Origin of the sequence: Paraburkholderia caribensis (assembly GCF_002902945.1) — a bacterium.
GTDB classification, from domain to species: domain Bacteria; phylum Pseudomonadota; class Gammaproteobacteria; order Burkholderiales; family Burkholderiaceae; genus Paraburkholderia; species Paraburkholderia caribensis.
On the sequence record NZ_CP026102.1, the window covers coordinates 2,851,041 to 2,867,470 of the forward strand.

The following is a 16,430-nucleotide window of genomic DNA, read 5'->3' on the forward strand; positions in this document are numbered from 1 at the left end:
CTCCAGATCGATTCCTTCAGGCGAGCCGCGCGTGTGGCGCTTCGCGTTTGTCCATCGGCAACAGCGTCACGATGATCACGCCGATCACCAGCAGCACCGCCGAATACAGCAGCCCCGCCGAAAAGCTGTGCGTCGCGTCCTTCAGCCATCCGACGATCAGCGGGTTGAGCGCCGAACTGATGTTGCCCGTCGCGTTGATCACGGCAATGCCGATGGCGCGTGCGCGAAAGCTCAACGCATGATCGGGCGTGGTCCAGAAGATCGACATCGCCGTGTACGAACCGGCCGACGCAAGACACACGCCGACCATGCGCATGGCCGGATTCGACGAATATGCGGTGCACAGCCAGCCCGCAGCAGAGAACAGCATCGGAATCATCAGATGCCATTTGCGCTCCTGCTTGCGGTCAGAGCGGCGTCCCCACCAGATCATCGCAACGATCGTGCACACCTGCGGAATCGCGGCGAGCAGGCCAATCGTGCGATTGCTCGCATCCGCGCTAAAGCTCTTCACGATCAGCGGCGTCCACACGGCGACCATTGCCAGCGTGTTGACTAGGCAGAAGTACGCAATCGCAAACTTCACGACAGCCGGCGACAGCAGTTCACTGACGATACTTTTCTCGCGACTCGCACGAGCATCCACAGCAACGCCCTGCCGATGTTCCGCAGCAAGCGTTGCGGCGAGCGTGCGCTTTTCTTCGTCGTCGAGCCAGCGCGCCTGTTGCGGACTGTCGTCGAGATACGCGTACACAGCGAGACCCAGAATCGCCGATGGCAAGCCTTCGAGCAGAAAGAGCCATTGCCACCCCTTCAGCCCAAGCGTGCCGTCGAGTCCGAGAATAAAGCCCGACAACGCCGAGCCGGCAGCCGCCGTGACGGGCATCGCTATCATGAACAGCGCGTTGGCGCGCGCCCGATACGCAGCCGGAAACCAGTAGGTCAGATACAGCAGGATGCCTGGCAAAAAGCCCGCTTCCGTCACGCCCACCAGCACGCGCAACACGTACAGCGTGCCCGGGCTCGAGGCGAACATCGTCGCCGTCGAAGCCAGTCCCCACGCGATCATGATCGTGCCGATCCATCTGCGCGCGCCGATGCGCGCCAGCACGACGTTGCCCGGAATGCCGAACGCGATGTAGGCGACGTAGAAGAGCGTCGTCGCGAGACCGAATTGCGTGCTCGTGAGCCCGAGGTCCTTCATCATCGTCAGGCCGGCGAAGCCGATGTTGATGCGGTCGAGAAACGAGAAGAAGAACAGCGCGAACAGGAACCCCAGCAGATGCCGCGATACCTTGGCGATGACGGGCTGTTCGTGCGCATGCGGCGCGGTGGTGGCAGGCGTCGCATGCAGCGAGCCGGCTCGCGAGGAGGTGTCCATACCGTTGTCTCCGATGTTGTCGCTTTCTGATGCGTCGCAGTATGGAGCGCGGCTATGTACGGCCTGTCCTCATTTTGGGTACAACGTGGCGCCTGTTCAGGCCTGGGGAAAACGCGGATACGTCAGCGCAAATGCGCTGAAGAAAAGGAATGCGTCAGACCTTGCCCGGCCCGATGCACAGCGCAAACAGCTGCCGCTGGCTCGAAATGCCGAGCCGCCGGAACGCGCGCTTCTGATACGTGACGACGCTTGTCGCCTTGATGCCCATCGTGTCGCCGATTTCCTGCGCCGAGCGTCCTTCGAGCACGCCCGTCAGCACGTCGAGTTCGCGCTTCGACAGTTCGGGACAGAGGCCGCGCACGCGCGCGAGCATCAGATGCGAGATCGCCAGATCGCGCTGGCCGCAGATCGCGTAGTGATGCTTCGCCGCGTGCGCGATCAACGGCGCCATCGCTTCGATCAACGCGATCTCGCGCGGATGGTAATTGCCGAAGCGGCGATCGCGATACAGGTTCACCGAGAGCCAGATATCGGGCGTCGGCTGCACGAGCAGCGAGACGCGGTCCGACACGTTCGGCTGCTGATAGCAGGCCGCGCGATACGCTTCGTTGAGGATGTCTTCGCTCGTCTGCTGATGCAGCACGAGTGTCGAGCCGGGCTTGTCGCTGCGTGCCGACGAAACGATCTTCTGATTGCCGTCGAGCGCATAGAAGTGGCGCGCGTAAGTATCGGCGACGTCGCGCAGAAAACGCCCGCCGCGATGGTCCGCCACGGAAACAGTACGCGGCCGGTTGCCGAACTCGTACGCGAAGATCGTGCACTGCGAAATCGCCGCGATGTCGCCGAGCAGCTTCAGCACTTCGGCGGCGAGCGCATTCGTATCGTCGCTGCCGATCGACGACACGAGGCCCGTCGCGCGGCTGAGATCCAGCTGCCCTTGCGAAACGGGACGGTCGAGACGCCATGAACGCATGATGGGAATACGGCTAGAAGCGGCGAGAGAAAACGTGGAATCGCATCATTTTAATCTGCGTGGCGTTTGCGCATGGGCGGCGGGCGCCTGGACAGGCAAACCGGCGCTATTGCGTCGACCGGCCTTTGACGCCAATACCAACAATCCCGCAAGCCGCCGCGAAATTGCCTACAGTGAAAAGCTCAAACGCTCGTGCCGTTTTGATACATGGCGCGCGCGACTCGCGTGCCGCATCGCAACATCTTCCTGGAGATGAGTCATGGCGACATGGAAACCCGATCCGACCTTTTATCCGTCCGCGCGCATGGCAAGCAGCGCGCCGAAGGAAACCGTCGCGTATGTGGCGAGCTTCGATCCGTCGCGCGAAAGGCCCGACGAGCTTGCCGTCGTCGATGTCGATCCTGGCTCGGCGGAATATGGGCGCATCGTCGGCCGCGTGGCGATGCCCAATACGGGCGACGAGTTGCATCACTTCGGCTGGAACGCGTGCAGCTCGTGTCTATGTCCGAACGCGCCGCATCCGCATACGGAGCGCCGCTATCTCGTCGTGCCGGGGCTGCGCTCGTCGCGTATCCATATTCTCGATACGAAGCCCGACAAGCGGCAGCCGCAGATCGTACGCGTGCTCGAACCCGCGGAAGTCGCGGACAAGGCGGGCTATACGCGCCCGCACACCGTGCACTGCGGGCCGGCGGGCATCTACGTGGTGTCGCTGGCGAATGCGCAGGGCGAAGCGCCCGGCGGCATCTTCCTGATGGACCATGAAACGTTCGACATTCGCGGCCAGTGGGAAATCGATCGCGGCCCGCAGCAACTCGCGTATGACGGCTGGTGGCATCTCGGCTACGACACCGTCGTGACGAGCGAATGGGGCCTGCCCGCGACCTTCGAGAACGGCCTTGTGCCGGAAGTGCTGCTCGGCGGGCAGTACGGGCATCGGCTGCACTTCTGGGACATGAACACGCGCAAGCACAAACAGGTCGTCGACTTCGGCGCGGAGAACCAGCTGGTATTCGAACTACGCCCCGCGCACGATCCAACCAAAGCCTACGGCTTCGTGAATTCGGTGATCAGCCTCAAGGACCTGTCGGCGTCGATCTGGACGTGGTATCGCGACGGCGATCAGTGGGCCGCGCGCAAGGTGATCGAGATTCCCGCCGAGCCCGCCGACGCCTCATTGCTGCCGCCCATGCTCAAAGGCTTCGGCGCCGTGCCGCCGCTCGTCACGGATATCGCGCTGTCGCTCGACGACCGCTTCCTGTACGTGTCGTGCTGGGGCACGGGCGACCTCAGACAATACGACGTCTCCGATCCGATGAAGCCGGAACTGACGGGCACGGTGCGCATCGGCGGCATTGTCGCGCGTGCGACGCATCCGGCGGCAGGCGAGCGGCCGCTGAACGGCGGCCCGCAGATGGTCGAAGTAAGCCGCGACGGCAGCCGCGTGTACTTCACGAACTCGCTGTACGGCGCGATCGACGAACAGTTCTACCCGGACGGCCTCAATGGCTGGATGGTCAAGCTCGACGCGGGGAAGACGGGCGGCCTCACCGTGGCGAAGGACTTCTTCGTCGACTGGCCGAAGTCGCATCGGCCGCATCAGATCCGGCTGGAAGGCGGCGACGCGTCGTCGGATTCGTATTGCTATCCGTGAGCGCGCAATGAACGGCGTGTGGGCGACGGTGATCGGCAGCGGCATTTTTCATGGCGTGAACCCGGCGATGGGCTGGCTGTTCGCGGCCGCGCTCGGGCTTCAGCATGGCAGCCGCAAAGCCTTGCTGATGGCGCTGCCGCCGCTCGCGCTCGGGCATGCCGTCTCCGTGATGTTGGTGACGACGTCGGCCGTCGCGCTCGGGCTCTTCACGCACACCGTGCATCTGCGCATCGTCATGGGCATTCTGCTGATTGCCTGGGCCGCGTATCACCATTTCTACGGCCACAAGCAACGCGTGCGCGTCGGCATGACAGCGGGCTTCGTGGGGCTCGCGCTGTGGTCGACAGCGATGGCGACGATGCACGGCGCGGGCCTGATGCTGCTGCCGGCGCTGCTGCCGCTGTGCGGCGCGGGGATGCCTGTCGGCAGCTCGCTCGAATCGGTCGGTCAGGTGACGGCCGTCCATACCGTCGTCACGCTCGTGACGGCCAGCGCTATCGCGCTCGCCGCCTATCAGTATCTGGGGCTCGGCATGCTGCGCCGGGGCTGGATCAATTTCGACTGGCTTTGGTGTGGCGCGCTGAGCGTCACGGGCGTGCTGCTGATCGTCACCGGCTAGCCGCGCGCAGTGCTCGACCCAGGTCCCGAATAACCTCACCTTTCGCTACAGTGCCGTGCGGGTTACGAGGCAACTCACCGTTGCTCGGCTCCCGAATAGCCTCACCGCAAGCGCAATCGTGAGCCATCGACGACCAGCAAGCTCACCATGACGAAGACGACGCAATGACGACCGCCCGTCCGTTCCTGCTGTTCCAGGCGTGGCAACTGAACCTGCCGCGACCCGCGAACCCATCCTTCATATCAATTCCGTTATAGGGCGCATAACGGAATTCAATTTCGACCTCGATATTGGCTTACGACCATCTCCGCTGATTCCCTTCCCCGTCTCCGGAGATTTCATGAAAACAACAATGGCCCGCGCAGTCATGCGTTCGCTGCGCGTCCCGGCCGCGCTGCTCGCCACACTCGGCGTCGCCGCTGCCCTCAGCACATCTGCCACGGCTGCCGAGCCGCTGGGCGTCGCCTTCGTCTACCTCGGCAATCCCGGCGACGCCGGCTGGACCTACGCGCACGAGCAAGGCGTGAAGGCGATCGAAACGAAGTTCGGCGACAAGATCAAGGTGACGCGCGTCGAGAACGTGCCCGAATCGGCGGATTCTGAGCGTGTGTTCCGCGACCTCGCGAACAAGGGGAACAAGATCATCGTCGGCTCGAGCTTCGGCTTCCAGGACTTCGAACTGAAGACCGCGAAGGATTACCCCGACATCGTCTTCGAGCACGCGACCGGTTACAAGAAGGCCGCGAACTTCGCCACCTACGACGTGCGCACCTATCAGAGCGCCTATCTCGCGGGGCTGGTCGGCGGCTATACGACGAAGACCAACACGCTCGGGTTCGTCGCGTCGGTGCCCGTGCCGGAAGTGGTGCGCAACATCAACGCATTCACGATGGGCGCGCGCTCGGTCAATCCGAATGCAAAGGTGAAGGTGGTGTGGATCAACACCTGGTTCGACCCGGGCAAGGAAAAGCAGGCCGCCGAAACGCTGATCGGCCAGGGCGCCGACGTGCTGATCCAGAACACCGATTCGACGGCCACGATGCAGACGGCCGAGCAGAAGAAGGTGCATGCGTTCGGTTGGGACTCGGACATGAAGCAGTTCGGCCCGAATGCGCAACTGGGCGCGTGCGTCAGTTACTGGGGCGTCTACTATTCGCATCTGATAGAACAGGTACAGTCGGGCAAGTGGACCAATGCGCCGACGTGGTGGGGCCTCAAGGAAAAAGCGATCGACCTGGCGAGCATCAACACGCAAGCCGTGTCGCCCGTCGCGCAGAAAGCGCTGGCGCAAAAGCGCGACGACATCATCGCAGGCAAGTTCGACCCGTTCTCCGGGCCGATCAAGGATCAGGGCGGTGCGATCAAGGTGGCAGCGGGCAAGTCGCTGTCGGATGCGGAACTGTTGCGGCTGAACTGGTTCGTGCAGGGCGTCGACGGATCGTTGCCGAAGTAACGCTCGCATAACCACCCACGGAGGAGACACCGTTTGAGCCTGCGCCATCCCTCGAAACAGAACGCGTCGGACTTCCCCGAGCAGGGGCTTGCGCCGACGCGCGAACAGATCGTGCGTCATCTGCGTCATGCGAGCGTCGTGGCAGAACGCGCGACGCTGATGGGCCATCATCCGTTCGGCGCGATTCTCGTCGGCCCGGATCAGGAGACCGTGCTGATCGAACAAGGCAACGTCGATACCGTCAATCATGCAGAATCGGTGCTGGCACGCATTGCGGCGCTCAACTTCACGCCGCAGTATCTGTGGAGTTGTACGCTCTATACGACCGTCGAACCGTGCTGCATGTGTGCGGGCACCGCGTACTGGGCGAACATCGGGCGCGTGGTGTTCGGGATGACGGAAGAACGCCTGCTGCAAGCCACGGGTAATCATGCTGAAAACCCCACGATGAGCGTGTCGTCGCAATACGTCTTCGATCATTGTCAAAAGCGCGTCGATCTGATCGGGCCTGTCGCCGAAGTAGAAGAAGAAATCATGCAGGTGCAGCATGCTTTTTGGGCTTCGCGTTCTGGCTAAAGCGCCGCGCAACATTGCTAAAGCGCAAAGGTTTGGTGATCCATCCTTTGCCTCGTCCCATGCATGTGCTCGATGTGCGCATGTTCTTGCCGACAGTGACGATTCGTTGATTTTTCTCAGTGTCGAAGTGCACCGTTCGGTGCCTATACTCGGCTCCATCGCTGGCCACTATCCACGATCATGGACGCCCGGGTCTTACTCATTTCGCTTTGCATCGTCACACTGACGTGTAACGCCATTGCGCAAGCCGCCGTAAAACCACTTGCGACCGGCTCTCCCGGCAATACGTATCGCAGCCCGCTCCAGCAGAACTTCGACAGGTCCATGGCCACACCGCTCAAAGACGACTCGGACTTCGAAAGGCGCTGTAGAGAGATCATCCACAACTATATCGAGTCTTTCCGTCCACCAGAGCAAGATCGGGCAAACGCCGTCGTCCCGAAGTTAGGCGGCTACAGCGGCGAACCGGAAACCACCTTGCAAGGCTACTTCCGACGTCAGGAGGCAGAACAAGCCTATCGCGCTTCAAGGTGCGACTAATCAGCAGAATTGTTAAACGATTGCTCGCACCACCGCAACGATCTGTTCTCCCGCGCATAGCTATTCATAGGCATATTCGCCCACTACCATTCGCGTTCAATCGGAGGCGGCGTCATTGCGTCGCACTCCACAGTGAACAGAACACGCGAAGGTACTCGATTGCCTATGACGTCCCACGCTTCTTCTCAGAGCCCAGGCCAGAGTCTGCGCTACAGCCGCACGGCCATTGCGCTGCACTGGCTGATCGCGCTGCTGATGATCTGCGGCTTCTATCTCGGCTGGATCATGACGGACATTCCGGGCTTCACGCCGACCAAGCTCAAATACGTGTCGTGGCACAAGTGGATCGGCGTCACCGTGTTCGCGCTGGCCGCGCTGCGCGTCGTGTGGCGCGCAACGCATGCAGCGCCGCCGATGCCCGCTGCGATGCCCGGCTGGCAAAAGGCCGCCGCGCACGCTACTCACGCGCTGCTCTACGTGCTGATGCTTGCCATTCCCGTTACCGGCTACTTCTTCAGCTCGGCGGCGGGCGTGCAGGTCGTGTATCTCGGCGTGTTGCCGCTGCCCACTTTCATCGGACCCGATCAGGCGCTGAAGGCGATTCTGCGCACCACGCATATCGCGTTGAACTACACGCTGCTCGTGCTGTTTGCCATGCACGTGCTCGCGGCGCTCAAGCATCAGTTCGTCGAACGCGACGGACTGCTTGCCCGCATGATTCCCTTCCTCAAATGAGCGCGCTTTTCATGGCGCTTTCATGTTGACCTTACGCTGGATCATCGAATGAACATGAAGAACAACTCTTATCGCCGCGTGCTGGCGGGCGCCGCCGCCGTTCTGTTCGCCGTCGCGTTGCCAGCCCTCGCGCAAGTCGATGCGGGCAAGAGCACGGTCGTCGCGACCTCGAAGCAGATGAACGTGCCTGTCGACGGCACGTTCAGGAAGTTCAACGCGCAACTGACGTTCGATCCCGCGAAGCCAACGGCAGGCAGCGCGAACCTGTCGATCGACACCGACAGCTACGACCTCGGCGACCCCGAATACAACAAGCAGGTGCGTGGCAAGGAATGGTTCGACAGCGCGACGTTCCCGAAAGCGACTTTCGTTTCGACAGCGATCGCGCCCGCGGGCGGCAATCAGTACAAGGTCACGGGCAAGCTGACCATCAAGGGCAAATCGCAGACTGTCACCGTGCCCGTTTCCATCACGCAGCAAGGCGCGACGCAGACGTTCGACGGCTCGCTGCCCATTAAACGCACGCAGTACGACATCGGCTCGGGCGAATGGAAGGATACGTCGGTGGTCGCCGACGACGTCGTCATCAAGTTCCACATCGTCGCCGCAAAGCATTGAGCGCGCGGGGCACACTCATCAACTCAGGAGAATAACGTGAAGAAACAACTGTTGATCGCAGCGGGCGCGCTGATCGCGGGCATGTCGTTCAATGCAATGGCCGCCGATACGTACCAGCTCGATCCGAACCACACGTACCCGAGCTTCGAAGCCGATCACTTCGGCGGCATCTCGGTATGGCGCGGCAAGTTCAAGAAGTCGAGCGGCACGGTGACGCTCGATCGCGCGGCGAAGACGGGCACGGTCGACGTGACGATCGACACGGCGTCGATCGACACGGGCAACGACAAGCTCGACAAGCATCTGCAAACGCCCGAGTTCTTCGACGCAGCGAAGTACCCGACGGCGACCTACAAGGGCACGCAGATCCGCTTCGACGGCGACACGCCCGTCGAGGTCATCGGCACACTGACGCTGCATGGCGTGACGAAGCCGCTGAACCTGAAGATCGAATCGTTCAAGTGCTTCATCAACCCGATGCTCAAGCGCGAAGTGTGCGGCACGGAATCGACGGCGACGTTCGACCGCGCGGACTTCGGCATCGACTGGGGCAAGTCGTACGGCTTCAACACGAAGACGGTGCTGCATATCCAGGCAGAAGGCGTCAAGCAGTAAGCGCTTCGCGCCGACCGCTACGCGAGCCGCCTTCGGGCGGCTTTTTTCATGCTTCGGCCTTAACTTGGCCTTAATTTCGCCTTTACCTGGCCCAACGCGAACCACTCCCGAAAACACTCACCTATTGCCGGGTCGAGCCTCCATATCGCGACGGCGTTGCGCTGATCGGCGACGATGCGGCGGCATCCGATCCGTCGTTCGGCTGCGAACTCGCGTTGACGCTGCGCGACGTGCGCGTGCTGCGCGACTGTCTGCTGTCCAACGACGACTGGCGCGCCGCCGCTTCTTCGCGGAAGACGTCGCCACGGTACAAACCGCTAATCGCCGCCGTGCTCCGCGCCGTGCTCCGCGTCGTATTCCGAATACTTGCGCGAATCGCCGCGCACCTTGTGCGCCGGATATTTCGCGCGATTCAATTCGATCTTCTCCAGCACCGCCGCATACAGATCGACGTCGAGCCGGTCGGCGAGCATCACGAGATATGTCAGTACGTCGGCCATTTCGTGACGGATTGCGGTGAGCCTGTCGTCGGCGAGTTCGCTTTTCTCGCCCGACTGCAGCCACTGAAACGGCTCCAGCAATTCGCTCGCTTCGACGCTCAATGCCGTCGCGAGATTCTTCGGCGAATGAAAGCGCGACCAGTCACGCTCATCGACGAACTGCCTCAACAGATCGCGCACCGCCAGCAGATCGCTGCTGCGTTCCTTCTCCATACGGACACTCCAGTCAAACCTTCAATACAGAATCATTGCCCCGTCCGGCCAAGTATCAGCCGGTGCACGGGCGCGCCCGGCAGGAACGACGTCTTCTCGCCGCGCACCCACGCTTCGTGACCGGCGAGAAAGTATGGCGACAGCGGATGCCCCGACTGTCCGCCCGGCATCTCGAAGATGCCGCTCTGCTCGCGTCCCGGCGACACGATCATCCGTTCCGATGCGCCGAAAGCGGGCCCCTGCACGCGCGGCATGTTGATATCGCCGGGCAACGCATCGTGCGGCGCGCCGAGCCAGCCGCGCACCCACGGCAGCCACGCCGGCACGATACGCGCAAACGGATGCTCGATCGCCGCGCGATTGCGCTCGCCCCAGCGCGCCTGTTCGATCGGCGTATCGGCCGGTAGCTGCGCAATCGTGCGATCGATGCGGTCGAGCATGAACGCGCGCCAGTCCCTGAAGCCGTCCGGCATCCACGCATGATGCCCCGCGAGCGTCTCCATGACGGCTTCGTAGCGCGAGTTGGCAACCCGCAGACCAAGCGGCGGATTGCCATTCCCGCCGCCTGGCATCGCGCCCGCAAGCTCGGCGTCGAGCCTGCCGAACCACGCGTCGTACAGTGCGAAGAAGAAACCGCGCGTGAGCCGATAGCCGACGGCGTCGACATCCGCGCGTCCATTCCATGCGACCAGTTGCTGGCGGAACGCCGCGCGCTGCGGATGACCTTCCAGCGCGCCGGCATCGAGCGCTTCGAGCGCCACGCGCCGCCAGACCTCGATCCATTGAGCGCGGTCGTCGGTCTGGATGGACAGCATGGCGTGCTCGTCGGGGCTCGGCGCGGCGAGCAGGTCGTCACGGATCTGCGACGCGCGCGCGCCGAGGTCGGCGCCCGAGTCGCCGATCAGCGCGGCGTCGCGCGACATCACCACGCGATTGTTCGCCGTCCACAAACGGCCGAGCGGCGGATCGACGCGTTTGGGGTACGACGCGGGCGGCAGATAGCGCTGCCAGCCTTGGTATGTCGCCGAGTCGTACGGCGTGTCGCTGTCCGGGCCGTGTTGCAGGTCGGCGGGATCGCGTTGCGGCAGCGGCCCCGCCAGCGTCCAGCCGATCTTGCCGCGCGAGTCCGCGACCATGATGTTCTGGGTGGGCAGGCCGCTGGTTTGCGCGACGCGCAGCGCTTCGTCGATCGTCTTCGCGTCTTCGAGCTTTTGCAGATTGAGGTTCACGGCCTCGCGATCATGCGCGACCCAGCGCAATGCATACGCGCGCGCGCCGACCGTCAGTTCCGGACCCCAGCGCGTTTCTGCCACCGGCAAGTCGACGCTCGCGCCGCCCTTCACGTCGATACGCTCGTGATAGACACTCGCGCGCGCCCAGACGCCTTCGGGCGTGCGGTACTGCAGGCGGTCGGCAGGATTGCGTTGCAATTCGATCAGATCGATATAGCGGCCGTAGCTGTTCGTGAAGCCCCACGCGATCTTGCCGTTGCTGCCCGCAATCACGAGCGGCGCGCCGGGCAGGCTCACGCCTGTCAGCGCGTGCATCGGCAGTCCGTCGCCGGCAGGCCACATCAGCGACACGCGATACCAGATGTTCGGCAGCGACAGCCCCAGGTGCATGTCGCTCGCGAGGATTGCGCCGCCATGCGCGCTGTGCGCGCCGTCCACGACCCAGCCGTTGCTGCCCACCGCGGACTCGCTCACGTCCTGCGTCTGCTCGCTCGCGACGCTCACCGGCTTCGGCGCCGAGAGCCAGTCGGGGCGCGTGGAAGGCAAACGCGCAGGTTCGACGGGCGGCGTCGATGCGCTGTCGAAAGGCGCATCCCAGTGGCTCGCGGCGGGCAGCAAAAACGCGTACAGGTCGGCGCTCACGCGGTCGCGCAACACGGCGCGCGCCAGAATGCGGCGCGTTTCGGACGACTGCAGATCGAAGTACATCGCGTAGACGACCAGCAGCGAATCTTCGGCACGCCACGGCTCGGGCTGCGTACGCAGCATCCAGTATTCGAACGGCCGCGACGACAACGCCGCCAGCCCCGCATTGACGCCCGCCGTGTAGCGCTCGAGCAGTTGCCGCTGACTGGCGGGCATGGCTTCGACGATCGCATGCGCGCGGGCGCGAAATCGGTGCAGCCGGTTGCGCCTGTCGAGTTCGAGCGCGTTCGGGCCGACCAGCGCCGACATTTCGCCCGCCGCGACGCGCCGGAGCAGGTCCATCTGCAGGAAGCGATCCTGGGCGTGCAGGAAACCCGTTGCGTACGCGACATCGGCGCGCGTCGCGCCGTGAACGGTCGGCACGCCGAGCGCGTCGCGCTCGATCGTCACCGCCGACGACAGCGATAGCGCGCGCTGCGTGCCGTCGAGCTGCGCAAGACTGCCGCGCAGCAGCAGCCAGCCGCCGACCAGCGCCGCGCCCAGCAACGCGACGACGAGGCCCGCCAGCACGAGCGCGGCGAGGCCGACGGTTTTACCGATCGATCTGCTTGACGACTGGCTTGCGACGGCGGGACGACGGCTCATCGTTCGGGTTCGTAGTAGTTCAGGGAGTCGGGGGCGTCCGGGCATTGTGCACGAAGCAGTTTGCACGCTCCCATTCGACAGTAACGAAAGCGCCCACAATCCAACATACTGGAATTTTGATCCAGTATTCTAGATGTCATGGACATCCATGCACTGATTGCGCGCCGCGTGCGCGAACTGCGCGACAGCCACGGGCTGTCGCTCGAAGCACTGGCCGAACGCAGCGGCGTGAGCCGCTCGACTATCTCGCTGATCGAGCGCGGGCAAAGCAGCCCGACGGCAGCCGTGCTCGACAAGCTCGCCACGGCGCTCGGCGTCGTGCTCGCGTCGCTGTTCGAAGCGCCCGCGACGCCCGCCGGGTCGCCATCGCCGCTCGCGCGCGCCGCAGAGCAGGCCGTCTGGACCGATCCGGCGTCCGGCTATGTGCGGCGCAGCCTCTCTCCGGCGTTGCCCTCGCCGATCCAGTTAGTGGAGGTTCACTTTCCCGCCGGCCAGCGCGTGGCCTACGAGACGGGTGCGCGCGAGGCAGAAATCCATCAGCAGATCTGGCTGATCGAAGGCGCGATGGAAATCAGCGCCGGCGACGCGCACTGGCGGCTCGAAGCGGGCGACTGCGTGGCGATGCGCCTCGATTGCCCGACCGTGTTTCACAACCCGACGCGCAAACCGGCGCGTTATCTGGTGGCGCTGTCGACGCTGCCGTTTTCATCCGTGAGGAGAAACGCATGACGGAAACGATCAGCGTGCGGCGCGTCGGCGCGCACGAAGCCGCGCAGTGCATCGACGGCCTTGCCGATGTGCTGATGGATTGCGTGGCGGGCGGCGCTTCCGTCAGCTTCATGTGGCCGCTCTCGCGCGACAAGGCAGTCGCGTTCTGGCAAATGGTGGCGGCCGGGGTCGAACGCGGCGAGCGCGCGCTGTTGATCGCCGAAGACACGGACGGGCGCATCGCCGGCACGGTGCAGCTGGTGCTCGCGCAGCCCGACAATCAGCCGCATCGCGCGGATGTCGCGAAGATGCTCGTGCATCGCCGCGCGCGTCGGCAAGGCGTCGCGCACCGGCTGGTGGCCGCCGCCGATGCCGTGGCCCGCGACGAAGGCAAGTCCGTGCTCGTCCTCGACACCGTGACGGGCGGCGAGGCCGAGCGCGTGTACGAGCGTGCGGGCTGGCAGCGCGTCGGTGAAGTGCCGAACTACGCGTTGATGCCTGATGGATCGTTTTGCGGCACGACCTTCTACTTCAAGCATCTCTAAAGCCGCCGCTCACCCGTCCTGCAAAATAGGGAAATATGAGATTCGACAAACGTTTGCGGTTTAGGGAAATCAGCCCTTAATCTTTTCCGCGTTGCGCCGTTATCGCTAGAGCATTCCCAATTTTTTCTCAGGCGATATGGCCAAGACCATTCCGTTTCCCGGCAGCAATCAGGCAGCGCGCGCGCGGCAGGCAAAAGCCATGCTTCTGCCGATTCCGCGCAGCATGGCCGTCGAGCTGATCCTGCCCGTGCACATTGCCCTCGACGCGCTGCGTCGCGGCGCAGGCAGCATGAGCGCCGCGCAGACGCTCACGCAGACGATGCTGCTGACCGGCTTTCTGTGCGACCTCGGCTACGGTGAGATGACCTACGATCAGCTGCGCACCGCCGATCAGGCGCTTGCCGTCACGTTCGAGCGAGGCCGGTCGAGCGACGAGTGGTGTATCGACGAAGCGCATGTCGAACTGCTCTCGCACATCGTCAGCACTTACGACGCGCAATTGCAGCGTGCGCCGCTCAGCGCGCTGACGGATGCGAGCGCCCGGCTCGACCGCATCATGGCAAACGGCGACGCGGAACCGACCATCCGCAAGCAGGCGTAAGCGCTGCGGGACACGGCTCCCGAAAATCCTCACCGTTACCGAAGCCTCCCAGCAAACGCTTCTGCCTGTCCACGTCGCGTATCCCGCGTATCCTTTACGGGGCAACGCATGACCCGGCCAGGGGCAACATCAAACAGGCATTGCCTGTATCCTCTGCTGTACCCGACGCGCCGCGCAATCGGCGACGTTCGTTCGACAGTGGAGAAGCTTCATGACAGACGACAAGCGCAGCCCAGACGACATCGATCCTGATCTGCTCGAAGTAGCGCGCGAAATATTCGACGCAGCCCGGCGCGGCGAAGCGAACATGCTGGCCGCCGTCATCGAGAAAGGCGCGCCGCCCAATCTGCGCAACGAGAAAGGCGACAGCCTCGTGATGCTCGCCGCCTATCACGGCCATGCGGACGCGGTGCGCGTGCTGCTCGAACGCGGCGCGGACCCGAACCTGCGCAACGACAACGGACAGACGCCCCTCGCGGGCGCGGCCTTCAAGGGCTTCAAGGATGTCGTGCAGACGCTGCTGGCGCATGGCGCGGATGTCGAAGGCGCATCGCCCGACGGACGCACGGCGTTGATGATCGCCGCCATGTTCAATCGCACGGAAATGGTCGAGCTGCTGCTCGCGCATGGCGCGAACCCCGACGCTCGCGATGCGAACGGCGTGTCGGCCGCCGACGCGGCAAGCCGCATGGGCGCACCGGAAACGGCCGCGCTGCTCGCGAAAAAGGCGGGCGCATGAAGCTGGAAGGCAAGACAGTCGCCGTCGTCGCGCCGGCGGGCGTGCCCGACATGCAGCACGTCGAGCAAAGCATCGCCTTGCTCGAAAGCTGGGGCCTGCGCGTGCAGGTCTGCGCGCATGTGCGCGACCGCTATCGCTATCACGCGGGCAAGCATGAAGATCGTGCGGCCGATCTGCATCGCGCGTTGACCGATCCTTCCGTCGATATCGTCTGGGTGGCGCGCGGCGGCTACGGCAGCATTTATACGCTGCATGCGCTGCCCGATGCCGTGCCGTGCGCGAAAACGCTCGTGGGCTTTTCCGACGCGACCGCGCTATTCGGTGCGCTGCATGGCATGCCGAACGTGCGCGTGATTCACGGCCCGACCTTGAACGGCCTCGCGACCAAACTCGACGACGCTTCGCGCGCCAGCATGCTCGCCGAACTGCACGAAGAGCGCGCCGCGCCCGCGCCGTTGCAGCTTCTGTCTGGTTCGGATGGACGTCGTGTCGAAGGACATCTTGCGGGCGGCAACATTACCGTGCTCGCGAGTCTTGCGGGCACGCAATGGCAGGCGCGCTGCGACGGCGCGATCGTGCTGCTCGAAGATGTGACCGAGCTTGCCTATCGGATCGACCGCAGCGTCATGCAGTTGCGCGAAGCAGGCGTGTTCGACGGCGCGCGTGCATTCGTGCTCGGCGATTTCATTCGTTGTCCGCTGCCTGAAAACGCTGACTTCACGCTACACGACATGATGGTCGATCTGTTGAAGCCGTACGGCGTGCCGATTTACGCCGGCTTTCCGATCGGCCACGGTTCGCGCAATCACGCGTGGACCTATGGCGCGCCGGCAGCGCTCGAGGGCGATCAGCTGGTGCGTTAGCGCGTCAGTTGCGTGACGGCGCGCTGAACGGTTTCGATGTCCGGCGCGTCTTGTTTCAGCGCGTCGCGCGCGCACCACGGGTATGGCAAGCGGCTCGCCCAACGCAAGATGCTTTCGGCAAATTCTGCGGCGAGTGTCGCCATGTCTTCGATCGTGATGTGCAGCCGCGTCACTCGCGACGATTGCCCATCGCTCGTCCACTCATAGCGTCCGTAGCCGACACGCGCCGCGCCTGTCGCCTTTTCCGTCATGCAGACCAGCCAGTCGCACGAGAACTGGCTTTGGTGAGCGGCGGGCACCGCGCCGACGCAAAACGTGTACACGTTCTCGTACTTCAACGCGAACTCGCTCACCAGCACGGATGCAATCGCATCACGCCCGTGAGTTTCTTGCGGAAACGCGATGGCGGCCGTTTTCACGGTCATCGCCAAAGACGCATCGCGCGCGAAGGCATCCGTCAACAGATGCGGACGGTTGCCGTCCTTCGCCAATATGTAGGATTCGATTGAGCCTTTGAGTTCGGTCATCTGTCAAAGCATGTCAACGTAATGAGTCAATCAGTCTAAGCGCTGCAC

Annotated in this window: 18 protein-coding genes; 13 read left to right on the forward strand and 5 right to left on the reverse strand. The window is 63.7% G+C overall.

Annotation, left to right across the window (positions count from 1 at the left end; all coding sequences use genetic code 11):
* Positions 1-16: 16 nt before the first annotated feature.
* Entirely contained in the window at positions 17-1,381 is a 1,365-nt protein-coding gene (locus C2L66_RS29290) for an MFS transporter (RefSeq protein ID WP_060604646.1), read from the reverse strand.
* Between the two features lie 154 nt (positions 1,382-1,535).
* The gene (locus C2L66_RS29295; RefSeq protein ID WP_060604643.1) at positions 1,536-2,354 is read right to left on the reverse strand and encodes a helix-turn-helix transcriptional regulator; all 819 of its coding nucleotides are present in this window, start codon (positions 2,352-2,354) and stop codon (positions 1,536-1,538) included.
* Between the two features lie 259 nt (positions 2,355-2,613).
* On the opposite strand from C2L66_RS29295, the gene C2L66_RS29300 reads away from it, so the two are divergent.
* The 8 genes from C2L66_RS29300 to C2L66_RS29335 all read left to right on the forward strand — a co-directional run bounded on the left by C2L66_RS29300 (position 2,614) and on the right by C2L66_RS29335 (position 9,164).
* Entirely contained in the window at positions 2,614-4,008 is a 1,395-nt protein-coding gene (locus C2L66_RS29300) for a selenium-binding family protein (protein ID WP_060604639.1), read from the forward strand.
* Between the two features lie 7 nt (positions 4,009-4,015).
* Positions 4,016-4,627, forward strand: a complete 612-nt coding sequence (locus C2L66_RS29305; protein WP_060604636.1) for a hypothetical protein — start codon at positions 4,016-4,018, stop codon at positions 4,625-4,627.
* Between the two features lie 340 nt (positions 4,628-4,967).
* Positions 4,968-6,080: a BMP family ABC transporter substrate-binding protein gene (locus C2L66_RS29310; protein WP_098021615.1), complete on the forward strand. Its 1,113-nt coding sequence runs from the start codon at positions 4,968-4,970 to the stop codon at positions 6,078-6,080.
* 33 nt (positions 6,081-6,113) lie between these two features.
* Entirely contained in the window at positions 6,114-6,656 is a 543-nt protein-coding gene (locus C2L66_RS29315; protein WP_060604633.1) for a nucleoside deaminase, read from the forward strand.
* Between the two features lie 180 nt (positions 6,657-6,836).
* Positions 6,837-7,196: a hypothetical protein gene (locus C2L66_RS29320; RefSeq protein WP_060604629.1), complete on the forward strand. Its 360-nt coding sequence runs from the start codon at positions 6,837-6,839 to the stop codon at positions 7,194-7,196.
* Between the two features lie 165 nt (positions 7,197-7,361).
* Positions 7,362-7,931 (forward strand): cytochrome b, encoded by a 570-nt coding sequence (locus tag C2L66_RS29325; protein WP_060604627.1) that lies wholly within the window; start codon positions 7,362-7,364, stop codon positions 7,929-7,931.
* 54 nt (positions 7,932-7,985) lie between these two features.
* Positions 7,986-8,549 carry a YceI family protein gene (locus C2L66_RS29330; RefSeq protein ID WP_098021663.1) on the forward strand — a complete coding sequence of 188 codons (564 nt, stop codon included), beginning with the start codon at positions 7,986-7,988 and terminating at the stop codon, positions 8,547-8,549.
* A 36-nt stretch (positions 8,550-8,585) separates the two neighbouring features.
* A complete protein-coding gene (locus C2L66_RS29335; RefSeq protein WP_035998866.1) occupies positions 8,586-9,164 on the forward strand; it encodes a YceI family protein in 579 nt (192 codons plus the stop codon).
* 317 nt (positions 9,165-9,481) lie between these two features.
* On the opposite strand, the gene C2L66_RS29345 is transcribed toward C2L66_RS29335, so the two are convergent.
* On the reverse strand, positions 9,482-9,877 hold the full coding sequence (locus tag C2L66_RS29345) for a nucleotide pyrophosphohydrolase (protein ID WP_054933244.1): 396 nt from the start codon (positions 9,875-9,877) through the stop codon (positions 9,482-9,484).
* A 32-nt stretch (positions 9,878-9,909) separates the two neighbouring features.
* A complete protein-coding gene (locus C2L66_RS29350; protein ID WP_060604617.1) occupies positions 9,910-12,399 on the reverse strand; it encodes a penicillin acylase family protein in 2,490 nt (829 codons plus the stop codon).
* Between the two features lie 138 nt (positions 12,400-12,537).
* Here C2L66_RS29350 and C2L66_RS29355 point away from each other — a divergent pair, with 138 nt between their 5' ends.
* From C2L66_RS29355 to C2L66_RS29375, 5 genes are all read left to right on the forward strand, one after another.
* Positions 12,538-13,128, forward strand: a complete 591-nt coding sequence (locus C2L66_RS29355) for a helix-turn-helix domain-containing protein (RefSeq protein WP_060604614.1) — start codon at positions 12,538-12,540, stop codon at positions 13,126-13,128.
* Positions 13,125-13,652 carry a GNAT family N-acetyltransferase gene (locus C2L66_RS29360; RefSeq protein ID WP_060604612.1) on the forward strand — a complete coding sequence of 176 codons (528 nt, stop codon included), beginning with the start codon at positions 13,125-13,127 and terminating at the stop codon, positions 13,650-13,652. Before C2L66_RS29355 ends, C2L66_RS29360 begins: the two co-directional genes overlap by 4 nt.
* Positions 13,653-13,788: 136 nt before the next feature.
* Positions 13,789-14,253 carry a hypothetical protein gene (locus C2L66_RS29365; protein ID WP_054933240.1) on the forward strand — a complete coding sequence of 155 codons (465 nt, stop codon included), beginning with the start codon at positions 13,789-13,791 and terminating at the stop codon, positions 14,251-14,253.
* Positions 14,254-14,464: 211 nt separating this feature from the next.
* Positions 14,465-14,992, forward strand: a complete 528-nt coding sequence (locus C2L66_RS29370) for an ankyrin repeat domain-containing protein (protein ID WP_007582862.1) — start codon at positions 14,465-14,467, stop codon at positions 14,990-14,992.
* Complete coding sequence (locus tag C2L66_RS29375; protein ID WP_060604609.1) at positions 14,989-15,855, forward strand: S66 peptidase family protein; 867 nt, start codon at positions 14,989-14,991, stop codon at positions 15,853-15,855. Before C2L66_RS29370 ends, C2L66_RS29375 begins: the two co-directional genes overlap by 4 nt.
* Here C2L66_RS29375 and C2L66_RS29380 read toward each other — a convergent pair.
* Entirely contained in the window at positions 15,852-16,382 is a 531-nt protein-coding gene (locus C2L66_RS29380) for a hypothetical protein (RefSeq protein ID WP_060604606.1), read from the reverse strand. The genes C2L66_RS29375 and C2L66_RS29380 overlap by 4 nt on opposite strands.
* Between the last annotated feature and the right edge of the window lie 48 nt (positions 16,383-16,430).